General features: G+C 53.5%; 13 protein-coding genes. All 13 read left to right on the top strand.

Annotated features, from left to right (window positions below; all coding sequences use genetic code 11):
* The first annotated feature begins 39 nt into the window (after window positions 1-39).
* The 13 genes from ovoA to atpD all read left to right on the top strand — a co-directional run bounded on the left by ovoA (window position 40) and on the right by atpD (window position 13,836).
* Window positions 40-2,133, top strand: coding sequence for a 5-histidylcysteine sulfoxide synthase (gene ovoA / locus AAH446_RS13055; protein ID WP_342907136.1), 2,094 nt, complete (start codon window positions 40-42; stop codon window positions 2,131-2,133).
* Window positions 2,134-2,255: 122 nt separating this feature from the next.
* On the top strand, window positions 2,256-2,717 hold the full coding sequence (gene asnC / locus AAH446_RS13050; RefSeq protein ID WP_342907102.1) for a transcriptional regulator AsnC: 462 nt from the start codon (window positions 2,256-2,258) through the stop codon (window positions 2,715-2,717).
* A 258-nt stretch (window positions 2,718-2,975) separates the two neighbouring features.
* Complete coding sequence (gene mioC / locus AAH446_RS13045; protein WP_342907101.1) at window positions 2,976-3,419, top strand: FMN-binding protein MioC; 444 nt, start codon at window positions 2,976-2,978, stop codon at window positions 3,417-3,419.
* 459 nt (window positions 3,420-3,878) lie between these two features.
* Window positions 3,879-5,768, top strand: coding sequence for a tRNA uridine-5-carboxymethylaminomethyl(34) synthesis enzyme MnmG (gene mnmG, locus AAH446_RS13040; RefSeq protein ID WP_342907100.1), 1,890 nt, complete (start codon window positions 3,879-3,881; stop codon window positions 5,766-5,768).
* 84 nt (window positions 5,769-5,852) lie between these two features.
* Window positions 5,853-6,473 (top strand): 16S rRNA (guanine(527)-N(7))-methyltransferase RsmG, encoded by a 621-nt coding sequence (gene rsmG, locus AAH446_RS13035; RefSeq protein ID WP_342907099.1) that lies wholly within the window; start codon window positions 5,853-5,855, stop codon window positions 6,471-6,473.
* Between the two features lie 850 nt (window positions 6,474-7,323).
* Window positions 7,324-7,704, top strand: a complete 381-nt coding sequence (gene atpI, locus AAH446_RS13030; RefSeq protein ID WP_342907098.1) for a F0F1 ATP synthase subunit I — start codon at window positions 7,324-7,326, stop codon at window positions 7,702-7,704.
* 8 nt (window positions 7,705-7,712) lie between these two features.
* Window positions 7,713-8,531 carry a F0F1 ATP synthase subunit A gene (gene atpB / locus AAH446_RS13025; protein WP_342907097.1) on the top strand — a complete coding sequence of 273 codons (819 nt, stop codon included), beginning with the start codon at window positions 7,713-7,715 and terminating at the stop codon, window positions 8,529-8,531.
* A 50-nt stretch (window positions 8,532-8,581) separates the two neighbouring features.
* Window positions 8,582-8,821 carry a F0F1 ATP synthase subunit C gene (atpE, locus tag AAH446_RS13020; RefSeq protein WP_003849523.1) on the top strand — a complete coding sequence of 80 codons (240 nt, stop codon included), beginning with the start codon at window positions 8,582-8,584 and terminating at the stop codon, window positions 8,819-8,821.
* A 102-nt stretch (window positions 8,822-8,923) separates the two neighbouring features.
* The gene (gene atpF, locus AAH446_RS13015; RefSeq protein WP_024966268.1) at window positions 8,924-9,394 is read left to right on the top strand and encodes a F0F1 ATP synthase subunit B; all 471 of its coding nucleotides are present in this window, start codon (window positions 8,924-8,926) and stop codon (window positions 9,392-9,394) included.
* Between the two features lie 14 nt (window positions 9,395-9,408).
* Window positions 9,409-9,942 carry a F0F1 ATP synthase subunit delta gene (gene atpH, locus AAH446_RS13010; protein WP_342907096.1) on the top strand — a complete coding sequence of 178 codons (534 nt, stop codon included), beginning with the start codon at window positions 9,409-9,411 and terminating at the stop codon, window positions 9,940-9,942.
* Window positions 9,943-9,956: 14 nt separating this feature from the next.
* Entirely contained in the window at window positions 9,957-11,498 is a 1,542-nt protein-coding gene (gene atpA / locus AAH446_RS13005; protein WP_342907095.1) for a F0F1 ATP synthase subunit alpha, read from the top strand.
* A 54-nt stretch (window positions 11,499-11,552) separates the two neighbouring features.
* Window positions 11,553-12,422 carry a F0F1 ATP synthase subunit gamma gene (atpG, locus tag AAH446_RS13000; protein ID WP_306209248.1) on the top strand — a complete coding sequence of 290 codons (870 nt, stop codon included), beginning with the start codon at window positions 11,553-11,555 and terminating at the stop codon, window positions 12,420-12,422.
* A gap of 31 nt (window positions 12,423-12,453) precedes the next feature.
* Window positions 12,454-13,836, top strand: coding sequence for a F0F1 ATP synthase subunit beta (gene atpD / locus AAH446_RS12995; RefSeq protein WP_342907094.1), 1,383 nt, complete (start codon window positions 12,454-12,456; stop codon window positions 13,834-13,836).
* Window positions 13,837-13,878: the final 42 nt, after the last annotated feature.

Below are 13,878 nucleotides of genomic sequence, written 5' to 3'. Positions count from 1 at the left end.
AAACAGACTCCGACATCAGGGCTTCCCACACCAACCCGCATGCCGCTATTAAGCAGCGGCAGCGCAGAGCAAAAACGCCAGGAAATTCTCGATTACTTCACTAAGACATGGACGCTTTACGAAAGGTTGTTCGACTGTCTGACCGACGAACAGGCTTATTACACAAAAGCGATCCCGCTACGCCACCCGCTTATTTTCTACTTTGGTCATACCGCCACGTTTTATATCAACAAGCTGATGGCTGGTGGCCTGATAGCAGAGCGGGTTAATGACGATCTCGAAGCGATGATGGCAATCGGCGTGGATGAGATGAGCTGGGACGATCTCGATAACAGCCATTACCCGTGGCCCAGCCTGGCGGCAGTGCGCGACTATCGCGGCAGCGTCCGTTTGCTGGTCGAGAACTTTATTAAAGAGATGCCGCTTTCGCTGCCGATCCAGTGGGACAGCCCGGCCTGGGTGATCCTGATGGGGATCGAACACGAACGTATCCATCTGGAAACCTCCAGCGTGCTGATCCGTCAGCTGCCGATAGAGTGGGTTAAGCCGCAACCGCAGTGGCCTGTCTGTCCGGACGCGCGGCGCGACCGTTCGACCGTCCCGCCAAACAAGCTGCTTTCCGTTGCTGGTGCGCGCCTGAAGCAGGGCAAAACCGATGACACCTACGGCTGGGATAACGAATACGGTACGCTGAGCCTGGACGTTGGCCCGTTCGAAGCGAGCCAGATGCTGGCCAGCAATGCGGAATTTTTTGAATTTGTCGCGGCAGGCGGCTATCACGATAAGCGCTGGTGGGATGAGGAAGGGCTCGGCTGGCGTAACTTTGCCGCCGCCACTATGCCGACGTTCTGGCGAGGTTCCGCTGACAGGCCGGAGGAGCTGAAGCTGCGCCTGATGACTGAAGAAGTGGCGATGCCGTGGGACTGGCCGGTGGAAGTTAATCAGCTCGAAGCCGCCGCGTTCTGTCGCTGGAAGGCGGAGAGTACCGGCAAGTCCGTGCAGCTTCCCAGCGAAGCGGAATGGCTTCTGCTGCGCGAACAGGTCGAAGGCGATCAGCCGGAGTGGGATGTGGCACCGGGTAACATAAACCTTGCCTGGTGGGCCTCCTCCTGTCCGGTGGATCGCTTTGCCCATGGCGATTTTTTCGATCTGATTGGCAACGTCTGGCAGTGGACAACCACACCGGTTAACGGACTGGAAGGGTTTAAAGTTCATCCGCTCTATGACGATTTTTCCACGCCTACCTTTGACGGAAAACACGCCCTGATAAAAGGCGGTAGCTGGATCTCAACCGGCAATGAGGCGCTGAAGTCCGCCCGCTATGCCTTCCGCCGCCACTTTTTCCAGCATGCCGGCTTTCGCTATGTGGTCTCCAGCCATAAAGAGAAGATGCAGGCCAACCCTTATGAAACCGACAGCATGGTGTCGCAGTATCTGGATTTTCAGTATGGCCCCAGCTATTTCGGCACGCAGAACTATGCCAAAACGCTGGTGGATATTGCCTGCGGGATGACCACTGAACGCGGCAGGGCGCTGGATATCGGCTGTGCGACGGGACGAGCCAGTTTTGAACTGGCACGCCATTTTGATGAGGTGGTAGGTATGGATTACTCCGCCCGCTTTATTGACGTCGCGCTCCAGCTCACCCGGGGTGAAGATTTCCGTTACGTCACTCAGGAAGAGGGCGATTTGGTTGAATATCATCAGGTCCGCCTGAAGGAGTTCGATCTTCTGCCAGCGCAGGCGAGCCGTATCCAGTTTTTACAGGGTGATGCCTGTAATCTAAAACCTCAGCCGGAACGCTATGATCTGGTGCTGGCGTCGAACCTTATCGATCGCCTGCGGCTGCCTGAGCGCTTCCTGCGGGACGTAACAAAAATGCTGCGGCCGGGCGGTATTCTGCTGCTCTCTTCCCCCTACACCTGGCTGGAAGAGTATACGCCCAAGGAGAACTGGCTGGGCGGCATTCGCGAGAATGGCGAAGCGCTGACGACTTATCAGGCCCTGCAGCGCCTTCTGTCAGCCGAATTCGAAGAGGCCGCCCCGCCGCAGGATGTGCCTTTTGTTATCCGTGAAACGGCCCGTAAATTCCAGCACACCGTCGCCCAGCTGACGGTCTGGCGTAAGCGTTAGTGTCCGATCTCCAGCGGGCACGCGAGTGCCCGTTGTTTATTCCACAAGATTATTGCCACTTCCCTTCATTTCCCCCACATTAATCACCCATATTCTGTTAAATCGTTAACCCTGGAGCCACTGTGGCAGATAACCAGCAAATTGATAACCTGGATCGCGGTATCCTGAATGCCCTGATGGAGAACGCCCGTACGGCCTATGCCGAGCTGGCCAAGCAGTTTAACGTCAGCCCTGGCACTATCCACGTCAGGGTGGAGAAGATGAAGCAGGCGGGGATCATCAAAGGGACCCGCGTGGAGGTGGACCCACGACAGCTTGGCTACGATGTCTGCTGCTTTATCGGGATTATCCTCAAAAGCGCCCGGGATTATCCTGCCGCGCTGGCAAAACTGGATGCGCTTGATGAAGTGGTGGAAGCCTGGTACACCACGGGTCACTACAGCATCTTTATTAAGGTGATGTGCCGCTCTATAGATGCGCTTCAACAAGTATTGATCAACAAGATCCAGACCATTGATGAAATACAGTCAACGGAAACGCTGATCTCCCTCCAGAACCCGATCATGCGTACGATCAAGCCCTGATCTGTGCACAAAATTATCCACAGCCAGTTTCCCTGTTTAATTCCGTGACTAAACGCACTGTAAGCGCCGCTGTCATCCCTGACCCGACCTGCATATAGCGGCCATACGCCGCTTTAACCGCTGTGTGGCACGGGCGCTGCCAGAAGTAACAGAAGCAAGCCCGCCTGAGGTTCTGCATAAAAACCCCATTTTTCCACAGGTAGATCCCAGCCTGATCACAGCGTACAATAACCGCCTTTGCACGACAGGGATCCCTCTATGGCTGATGTAACCTTTATTACCGGCAGTACCTTAGGCAGCGCGGAGTATGTTGCTGAACATCTGGCTGAGAAGTTAGAAGAAGAGGGCCTCTCCGCTGAGATACTGCACGGGCCGGAGCTGGAAGCGCTGCCGCTGGTGGGTACCTGGCTGGTGGTCACCTCCACGCATGGCGCGGGCGATCTGCCAGATAATCTACAGCCGCTGTTCGATCAGTTAACGGAAACCCGGCCTGATTTGAGTCAGGTTCGCTATGGCGCAGTCGGTATCGGTAATCGTGAGTACGATCTTTTCTGCGGTGCCATTGAAAAAATGGATGTGCTGCTGACCGCCTGCGGAGCAAAACGGCTTGGCGATCGTCTGGATATCGATATCCTCGAACATGAGATCCCTGAAGATCCCGCGGAAGAGTGGATCCTGAGCTGGAAAAAGTTACTGAACTGACGATCCTGCCTGCGGATCTCAGTCAAAAGACCCCCAGCGATCAAAAAAACGTGCGGAGTTTTGTAAATAAAGACCCAAATCGTGCGTTTTTTTAGCGATCAACTGTGGATAACTAAGCTCAATACCCGGTGATAACCGGTTGTTATCCCAAGAACAACTCGAGTACCGACCATAGCCTGTGCATAACATGCCATTTTGATCCCAGCTTATACGCCACAGGATCACCGATCTTTCACAGCAAACGATCCCTGATAAGCTGATGATCATTATCAGTAAAAAAGGCTTATCCACAGAGATCGTCGATCCTAATAGAAGATCTAGTAAAGAGATCTCTAAATAAAAAGATCTTCTTTTTAATAACGTACCGGGACCTGAGGTTTCCCACTCGATGAAAAGTTGAGTAGAATCCACGGCCCGAACAGCAATTCCTCAATTCGCCAAACCGCGAGGTGCAGTACCATGTTTTATCCAGATCCTTTTGACGTCATCGTAATTGGTGGTGGTCATGCGGGTACCGAAGCCGCGCTGGCGGCTGCCCGAATGGGTCAGCAAACCCTGTTATTAACCCATAACATTGATACGCTTGGACAAATGTCATGTAATCCAGCGATCGGTGGTATCGGAAAAGGACATCTGGTTAAGGAAGTGGACGCACTGGGTGGGCTGATGGCGCATGCGATCGACCAGGCGGGTATCCAGTTTAGGATACTAAACGCCAGCAAAGGGCCGGCAGTACGGGCAACCCGTGCTCAGGCAGATCGCGTGCTTTACCGACAAGCAGTCCGTACCGTACTGGAGAATCAGCCTAACCTGATGATCTTCCAGCAGGCGGTTGAGGATCTGATTGTGGAAAACGATCGCGTCGTTGGGGCAGTTACGCAGATGGGACTCAAGTTCCGGGCAAAAGCTGTCGTGCTGACCGTCGGAACATTCCTCGATGGCAAAATTCATATCGGCATGGACAACTACAGCGGCGGACGTGCTGGCGATCCCCCTTCCATACCGCTTGCCCGGCGTCTGCGGGAATTGCCACTACGCGTCAGCCGCCTGAAAACCGGAACACCTCCGCGTATCGATGCCAGAAGCATCGATTTCAGCGTGCTCGCGCCGCAGCACGGTGACACGCCGGCACCGGTTTTCTCGTTTATGGGCAATGCTTCACAGCATCCTCAGCAGGTGCCTTGCTACATCACCTACACTAACGAGCAGACCCATCAGGTGATCCGCGAAAATCTGGATCGCAGCCCGATGTATGCCGGCGTGATCGAAGGGATCGGCCCTCGCTACTGCCCGTCGATCGAAGATAAGGTGATGCGGTTTGCCGATCGTAACGCTCACCAGATCTTCCTGGAGCCTGAAGGGCTGACCAGCAATGAAATCTACCCTAACGGTATTTCAACCAGCCTGCCGTTTGACGTACAGATGCAGATCGTGCGTTCCATGAAAGGTCTGGAAAACGCGAAGATCGTGCGGCCGGGTTACGCTATTGAGTATGATTTCTTCGATCCCCGCGACCTGAAGCCAACGCTCGAAAGCAAATTTATTCAGGGGCTGTTCTTTGCGGGACAGATCAACGGCACTACCGGCTATGAAGAAGCGGCTGCTCAGGGGCTGCTGGCTGGCCTCAATGCCGGGCGGCTGGCGGCGGACAAAGAGAGCTGGGCGCCGCGTCGCGATCAGGCCTACCTGGGCGTGCTGGTCGATGACCTCTGCACGCTGGGTACCAAAGAACCCTACCGGATGTTCACCTCTCGTGCGGAATACCGCCTGATGCTGCGTGAAGACAATGCCGATCTGCGCCTGACGGAAGCGGGCCGTGAGCTTGGTCTTGTGGATGACGCCCGCTGGGCGCGCTTTAACGAGAAGCTGGAAAGCATTGAGCAGGAGCGCCAGCGCCTCCGGGATATCTGGGTTCATCCGAAATCTGAAAAGGTCGGGGAAGTGAACGGCGTGCTGAGCGCCGCCCTGACCAAAGAAGCCAGCGGGGAAGATCTGCTGCGTCGTCCTGAGATGACTTATGCCCAGCTGATGACGTTAAGCACCTTTGCCCCGGCGCTGAGCGATCCGCAGGCTGCCGAGCAGGTTGAGATTCAGGTAAAATACGAAGGTTACATTGCCCGTCAACAGGAGGAGATCGATCGCCAGCTGCGTAATGAGAATACGCTTCTGCCTGCCGGTCTGGATTATCAGCAGGTCAGCGGTCTTTCCAATGAGGCCATCGCCAAGCTGAACGACCATAAGCCGGGATCGATTGGTCAGGCTTCGCGCATTTCCGGGATCACCCCGGCGGCGATATCCATTCTGTTGATCTATCTGAAAAAACAGGGTTTACTGCGTAAAAGTGCCTGATGCACCGGGTGGGGCCTTCCCACCCGGCAAACCTGTTGCGTTAAACCGGGGTGAATCGTTCACCCTCATTTTGTGGACCGCCTAGTGATAAATAAACTCTCATCGCTGCTCAACGCCGCCCAGATTACCCTGTCCGATCAGCAAAAACAGCAGCTGGTTGGTTACGTGGAGATGCTGCATAAATGGAACAAGGCCTATAACCTGACTTCCGTACGCGAGCCAGAGCAAATGCTGGTTCGCCATATAATGGACAGTATCGTTGTTGAACCTCATCTGCACGGAAGCCGTTTCATTGACGTCGGCACCGGGCCTGGCCTTCCTGGCGTGCCGCTGGCAATTGTCCGCCCGGATGCTCATTTCACACTGCTGGACAGCCTGGGCAAGCGTGTCCGCTTCCTGAAGCAGGTACAGCATGAGCTGAAGCTGGGCAATATTGAACCGGTACAGAGCCGCGTGGAAGACTGGCCTGCCGAGCCGCCGTTTGATGGCGTAATCAGCCGTGCTTTCGCTTCTCTGAATGATATGCTGAACTGGTGTCACCATCTGCCCGGTGGGGAAGGGCGGTTTTATGCTCTTAAAGGAGTAGTACCAGAGGCGGAAATCGCTGCTTTACCGGCGGGTTTCAGCCTGGATCGGGTGGTACGTTTATCCGTTCCTCAACTGGAAGGCGAGCGGCATCTGGTTATCCTTAAGGGAGCAAAATAAGGGCAATAGTCACTCCAGGCCTCCTCTTATAGCGAGACATAATGGCGAGGATTTATGCTGTGTTGCCAGGCAAAATCATGGAATAGTCGAAAGGCCCTGCACTTACTAAGTACTTTTCGGGACTGGATTTTAGTTAAGTCAGATGACTATTTTGATCTGGCTTGCCGGGGAGCAGGAATGAGGCGAAGGAGATTGTCTGAAAACCAGGCTTTCGAGTGACTTTCTTCACAAATTTTTAGTGGGCAGGTTGTTTCGTTAAGGTTAAAAAAGCAGGCTGAAACCGGTGGAAATTCCCTGTTACATTTAACGTTAATTTCACAAAACGGCATCATAAATATCACGTAATTTCCGCCGGGTGCCGAAAGAATTCATTACTGTGGAAAATATAGGGTCTTTATCGCGTGACCGGAATGCATCAGCGATAAAAAGAAATAGTGGATCATAAAGTCAATAAGCGTTTTTTATTGCAGGAAAGAGCGCTTCGGTAAATTATATTAATTAACTGACTGATAGTTATCATAAATAGTTGAGTTTATTTATATTATCTAAGATAATTCTTAGCGTTATACGTCGGCCGACATTACTAAATTGTGATCTTCCGCACGCTTTATGAACAAGCTTTACCCCCAATAAAGGGACATTTGGTGTGCTTTACCCTTCCTGACAAATATGAAAAAGCGCGCAGCGGAAAGAAATTTAAATAATTGTTCACCTTTTCGCTACTTATCCATTGAAATTGCAGGGGCGCACCGTATAATTTGCTCGTTTTTTGCTGCTTGACTCAAAAGAGCAAAGGCAGTTTTATACGACACGCGACATACCCCTATCGGGGCAGGAGAGTTTCAGCGTCATGTCAGTGTCCCTTTACAGAGTGAAATTTGCCCGAACCGTGCTGCTTCTTCAGCTGGTGACCTTTGTCGTAATCGGTGCGCTGTTTGCCTTGAAAGAGTTGACCTGGGGCTTGTCCGCGCTTGCGGGTGGAATGGCAGCCTGGCTGCCAAATGTATTGTTTATGATTTTTGCCTGGCGCCATCAGGCAGGAGACCCGGTTAAGGGCCGCGTGGCATGGAGTTTCGCACTGGGTGAAGTGCTGAAGGTTCTGACCACCATTCTCCTGCTTATCATGGCGCTGGCGGTGTTTAAAGCGGTTTTTATGCCGCTCGGACTGGCCTGGTTATCGGTGGTGATTGTGCAAATTGTCGCCCCGGCTGTAATTAACAACAAAGGGTAAGAGGCATCATGGCTGCAGGAGAAATCTCTACGCCGCAGGAATACATAGGTCACCATCTGACGCATCTTCAGATCGACCTGCGTACCTTCGAGCTAGTGAATCCGCACGACGCTCCGGCGACGTTCTGGTTATTAAATATCGACTCCATGTTTTTCTCTGTGGTGCTGGGACTGGCGTTCCTGGTGCTGTTTCGCAAAGTAGCGAAATCAGCGACCAGTGGCGTACCAGGCAAGCTTCAGGCCGCGATTGAGCTGGTTGTCGGTTTTGTCGATAGCAACGTGCGCGACATGTATCACGGCAAAAGCAAAGTCATTGCACCGCTGGCCCTGACGATTTTCGTCTGGGTCTTCCTGATGAACTTCATGGACCTGCTGCCTATCGACCTGCTGCCGTTTATCGGTGAGCATGTGTTTGGGCTGCCAGCGTTGCGTGTGGTGCCTTCTGCAGACGTGAACATCACGCTCTCAATGGCACTTGGCGTATTTATTTTGATTCTGTTCTACAGCATCAAGATGAAAGGCATTGGGGGCTTTACTAAAGAGCTGACTCTGCAACCCTTCAATCACCCCATTTTCATCCCGATCAACCTGATCCTTGAAGGTGTGAGCCTGCTGTCCAAACCGGTTTCTCTCGGTCTGCGACTGTTCGGCAACATGTACGCGGGTGAATTGATTTTTATCCTGATTGCCGGCCTGTTGCCGTGGTGGTCACAGTGGGTTCTGAATGTGCCATGGGCCATTTTCCACATCCTGATCATTTCGTTGCAGGCTTTCATTTTCATGGTCTTAACGATTGTCTATCTGTCGATGGCATCTGAAGAACATTGATATTTTTCTCAACACAACTGCGTTTTAACTGAAACAAACTGGAGACTGTCATGGAAAACCTGAATATGGATCTGCTGTACATGGCTGCCGCTGTGATGATGGGCTTAGCGGCAATCGGTGCTGCGATCGGTATCGGCATCCTCGGAGGTAAATTCCTGGAAGGCGCCGCGCGTCAACCGGATCTGATCCCTCTGCTGCGTACGCAGTTCTTTGTTGTAATGGGTCTGGTGGATGCAATCCCGATGATCGCTGTAGGTCTGGGTCTGTACGTGATGTTTGCTGTAGCGTAAACCGATTGTTCATCGCTGAGCGTATACGTTTGGCGATGAACGGCTTCTGCAACTGCTCCGGCAGCCGCAGAAAAAAGTTAACTTAACAAGAGGCATTGTGCTGTGAACATTAACGCAACAATCCTCGGCCAGGCTATCGCGTTCATCCTGTTTGTCGCGTTCTGCATGAAGTACGTATGGCCGCCGCTGATGGCTGCTATCGAAAAGCGCCAGAAAGAAGTTGCCGAAGGCCTTGCTTCTGCTGAACGTGCCAGGAAAGATTTGGATCTCGCGCAGAGTAATGCGTCCGATCAGCTGAAGAAAGCGAAAGAAGAGGCTCAGGTAATCATCGAACAAGCTAATAAGCGTCGTTCGCAGATCCTGGACGAAGCGAAAGCTGAGGCTGAGCAGGAACGTAACAAGATCGTCGCCCAGGCGCAGGCTGAAATTGACGCCGAACGCAAACGTGCACGTGAAGAGTTGCGTAAGCAAGTCGCGATGCTGGCTGTTGCCGGCGCCGAGAGAATTATTGAACGTTCCGTGGATGAAGCTGCTAACAGCGACATCGTTGATAAACTGGTCGCTGAACTGTAAGGAGGGAGGGGCTGATGTCTGAATTTACTACTGTAGCTCGCCCCTACGCCAAAGCAGCTTTTGACTTTGCTGTTGAGCATCAAAGTGTCGATCGCTGGCAGCAGATGCTGGCGTTCGCTACCGAGGTAGCCAGCAATGAACAGGTAGCAGAACTTCTTTCCGGCGCGCTTGCGCCGGAAGCGTTGTCTGCACGGTTCATCGCTATCTGCGGTGATCAACTGGACGAAGCCGGTCAGAACCTGATTAAGGTAATGGCTGAAAACAAACGTTTACCAGCGCTACCTGCTGTATTGGCACAGTTTATCCAGCTGCGTGCCGCACACGATGCGACCGCCGATGTTGAGGTAATCTCTTCCACTACACTGAGTGACGAACAGCTGACCAAAATCAGCGCCGCAATGGAAAAACGTCTGTCACGCAAAGTTAAGCTGAATTGCAAAATTGATAAGTCTGTAATGGCAGGCGTAATCATCCGTGCGGGTGATATGGTCATTGACGGCAGCGTACGCGGCCGTCTTGAGCGTCTTGCAGACGTCTTGCAGTCTTAAGGGGACTGGAGCTTATGCAACTGAATTCCACCGAAATCAGCGAACTGATCAAGCAGCGCATTGCTCAGTTCAATGTAGTGAGCGAAGCTCACAATGAAGGTACTATCGTATCCGTCAGTGACGGTATCATCCGCGTAAACGGCCTGGCCGATGTTATGCAGGGTGAGATGATCGCACTGCCGGGCAACCGTTTTGCCATCGCACTGAACCTGGAGCGCGACTCCGTAGGTGCTGTTGTGATGGGTCCTTACGCTGACCTTGCCGAAGGCATGAAGGTTAAGTGTACTGGCCGTATTCTTGAAGTACCGGTTGGCCGTGGCCTGCTGGGCCGCGTGGTGAACACTCTGGGTGCACCTATTGACGGTAAAGGCGCAATCGACAACGACGGCTTCTCGCCGATCGAAGTTATCGCACCTGGCGTTATCGACCGTCAGTCCGTTGACCAGCCCGTACAGACTGGCTACAAGTCAGTCGATGCGATGATTCCAATCGGCCGTGGCCAGCGTGAGCTGATCATCGGTGACCGTCAGACCGGTAAAACCGCGATGGCGATCGATGCGATCATCAACCAGCGCGACTCCGGCATCAAGTGTGTGTACGTCGCTATCGGTCAGAAAGCGTCTACCATCGCGAACGTGGTTCGTAAGCTGGAAGAGCATAACGCGCTGGCTAACACCATCGTTGTTGTGGCTACCGCTTCCGAATCCGCTGCGCTGCAATACCTGGCGCCGTATGCCGGTTGCGCAATGGGCGAATACTTCCGTGACCGCGGTGAAGATGCGCTGATCGTTTATGATGACCTGTCCAAACAGGCCGTTGCATACCGTCAGGTTTCTCTGCTGCTGCGCCGTCCACCGGGTCGTGAAGCATTCCCTGGTGACGTGTTCTACCTCCACTCCCGTCTGCTGGAGCGTGCTTCCCGCGTAAGCGCTGAGTACGTTGAGCGTTTCACCAACGGTGAAGTGAAAGGTAAAACCGGCTCCCTGACCGCGCTGCCGATTATCGAAACCCAGGCGGGTGACGTTTCCGCGTTCGTTCCAACCAACGTAATCTCGATTACTGATGGTCAGATCTTCCTGGAAACTAACCTGTTTAACTCCGGTATTCGTCCGGCCGTTAACCCAGGTATTTCGGTATCTCGTGTAGGTGGTGCTGCTCAGACCAAGATCATCAAGAAACTGTCCGGTGGTATTCGTACCGCGCTGGCGCAGTATCGTGAACTGGCAGCGTTCTCTCAGTTCGCTTCCGATCTGGATGAAGCAACCCGCAAACAGCTGAGCCACGGTCAGAAAGTGACCGAGCTTCTGAAGCAGAAACAGTATGCGCCGATGTCCGTTGCGCAGCAGGGTCTGGTGCTGTTCGCGGCCGAGCGTGGCTACCTGAATGACGTCGAACTGGCGAAAATCGGTGACTTCGAAGCCGCACTGCTGGCCTTTGCCGATCGCGAACATGCCGAGCTGATGGCTGATATCAACCAGTCTGGTAATTACAACGGCGATATCGAAGAGAAGCTGAAAGGCCTCCTCGAAACGTTCAAGAAAACCCAGTCCTGGTAATGTCTGGCGGCTTGCCCCTTAACGGGCAGGCCGCAAGGCTTTGAGGAGAAGCTTATGGCCGGCGCAAAAGAGATACGTAGTAAGATCGGAAGCGTTCAGAATACGCAGAAGATCACCAAAGCGATGGAAATGGTCGCCGCCTCCAAGATGCGTAAATCGCAGGAACGCATGGCGGCCAGCCGTCCTTATGCAGAGACCATGCGCAAAGTGATTGGTCACATTGCGTTAGGGAATCTGGAGTACAAGCACCCTTACCTGGAAGAGCGTGACGTTAAGCGCGTCGGCTACCTGGTCGTATCTACCGACCGCGGGCTTTGTGGTGGTTTGAACATTAACCTGTTCAAAAAATTGCTGGCGGATATGAAAGGCTGGTCCGATAAAGGCGTTGAGAGCGATCTGGCGATTATCGGTTCCAAAGGTCTCTCATTCTTCAGCTCCGTTGGCGGCAACGTGGTGGCGCAGGTCACCGGCATGGGCGACAAACCTTCACTGTCCGATCTGATTGGCCCGGTGAAAGTGATGTTGCAGGCCTATGATGAAGGCCGTCTCGACAAGCTGTTTATCGTCAGCAACAAATTTATCAACACCATGTCTCAGTCTCCACAAATCGTTCAGCTGCTGCCATTACCGCCAGCGGATGAAGACGAAGGCGTTGTGAAGAAAAGTACCTGGGATTACCTGTACGAACCGGACCCGAAAGCGCTGCTGGACACCCTGCTGCGCCGCTACGTCGAGTCTCAGGTTTACCAGGGTGTTGTCGAAAACCTGGCCAGCGAACAGGCCGCGCGTATGGTGGCGATGAAGGCAGCGACCGACAACGGCGGAAACCTGATCAAAGAGTTGCAGTTGGTATACAACAAAGCTCGTCAGGCCAGCATCACCCAGGAACTTACCGAGATTGTCGGTGGGGCCTCCGCGGTTTAACCAGGTTAAATGATTAGGTAGAGGATTCAAGATGGCTACTGGAAAGATTGTCCAGGTAATCGGCGCCGTGGTGGACGTCGAGTTCCCTCAGGACGCCGTACCGCAAGTGTACAGCGCGCTTGAGGTCAAAAATGGTGATACTCGTCTGGTGCTGGAAGTACAGCAGCAGCTGGGCGGCGGCGTGGTACGTACCATCGCCATGGGTTCTTCAGACGGCCTGAAGCGCAACCTGGACGTGGTTGACCTTGAGCACCCAATTGAAGTGCCGGTCGGCACTGCAACGCTCGGTCGTATCATGAACGTGCTGGGTGAGCCAATCGACATGAAAGGCGACATCGGCGAAGAAGAGCGTTGGGCGATCCACCGTTCTGCACCTTCATACGAAGACCAGTCCAACTCTCAGGAGCTGCTGGAAACCGGTATCAAGGTAATCGACCTGATGTGTCCGTTTGCGAAGGGCGGTAAAGTCGGTCTGTTCGGCGGCGCGGGTGTAGGTAAAACCGTAAACATGATGGAGCTTATCCGTAACATTGCGGCTGAGCACTCAGGTTTCTCCGTGTTTGCCGGTGTGGGCGAGCGTACTCGTGAGGGTAACGACTTCTACCACGAAATGACCGACTCCAACGTTATCGATAAAGTTTCTCTGGTCTATGGCCAGATGAACGAGCCACCAGGAAACCGTCTGCGCGTTGCGCTGACCGGCCTGACCATGGCTGAGAAATTCCGTGACGAAGGGCGTGACGTACTGCTGTTCATCGATAACATCTATCGTTATACCCTGGCCGGTACGGAAGTTTCCGCACTGCTGGGTCGTATGCCTTCAGCGGTAGGCTACCAGCCAACGCTGGCGGAAGAGATGGGTGTTCTGCAGGAACGTATCACCTCAACCAAGACCGGTTCTATCACCTCCGTACAGGCCGTATACGTGCCTGCGGATGACCTGACTGACCCATCTCCAGCCACCACCTTTGCTCACCTTGATGCAACTGTGGTACTGAGCCGTCAGATCGCGTCTCTGGGTATCTACCCGGCCGTTGACCCGCTGGATTCCACCAGCCGTCAGCTGGATCCGCTGGTTGTGGGTCAGGAGCACTACGACGTAGCGCGTGGCGTACAGTCACTGCTGCAACGTTATCAGGAACTGAAAGACATCATCGCCATCCTGGGTATGGACGAACTGTCAGAAGAAGACAAGCTGGTGGTTGCGCGCTCTCGTAAAATGCAGCGCTTCCTCTCCCAGCCATTCTTCGTGGCGGAAGTCTTTACCGGTTCTCCAGGCAAGTATGTGACGCTGAAAGATACCATCCGTGGCTTTAAAGGCATTATGGACGGTGAATTCGACCACATGCCTGAGCAGGCTTTCTACATGGTCGGTTCTATCGAAGAAGCCGTGGAAAAAGCGAAGAAACTGTAATCATATCCCGGATTATTTCGGGCTGTAGCGGCAGGATAAATG

It is taken from the genome of Erwinia psychrophila, assembly GCF_039023475.1.
GTDB lineage: Bacteria > Pseudomonadota > Gammaproteobacteria > Enterobacterales > Enterobacteriaceae > Erwinia.
This window is presented reverse-complemented; position numbering and strand designations above follow the sequence as displayed.

Bases quoted from the DNA above. Each gene is read 5' to 3' on its own strand.
- ovoA (WP_342907136.1), top strand. From the start codon at position 40: ATGCCGCTATTAAGCAGCGGCAGCGCAGAGCAAAAACGCCAGGAAATT.
- mnmG (WP_342907100.1), top strand. From the start codon at position 3,879: ATGTTTTATCCAGATCCTTTTGACGTCATCGTAATTGGTGGTGGTCAT.
- atpE (WP_003849523.1), top strand. From the start codon at position 8,582: ATGGAAAACCTGAATATGGATCTGCTGTACATGGCTGCCGCTGTGATG.
- atpD (WP_342907094.1), top strand. From the start codon at position 12,454: ATGGCTACTGGAAAGATTGTCCAGGTAATCGGCGCCGTGGTGGACGTC.
- atpI (WP_342907098.1), top strand. From the start codon at position 7,324: ATGTCAGTGTCCCTTTACAGAGTGAAATTTGCCCGAACCGTGCTGCTT.
- atpA (WP_342907095.1), top strand. From the start codon at position 9,957: ATGCAACTGAATTCCACCGAAATCAGCGAACTGATCAAGCAGCGCATT.
- atpB (WP_342907097.1), top strand. From the start codon at position 7,713: ATGGCTGCAGGAGAAATCTCTACGCCGCAGGAATACATAGGTCACCAT.
- mioC (WP_342907101.1), top strand. From the start codon at position 2,976: ATGGCTGATGTAACCTTTATTACCGGCAGTACCTTAGGCAGCGCGGAG.
- atpG (WP_306209248.1), top strand. From the start codon at position 11,553: ATGGCCGGCGCAAAAGAGATACGTAGTAAGATCGGAAGCGTTCAGAAT.
- atpH (WP_342907096.1), top strand. From the start codon at position 9,409: ATGTCTGAATTTACTACTGTAGCTCGCCCCTACGCCAAAGCAGCTTTT.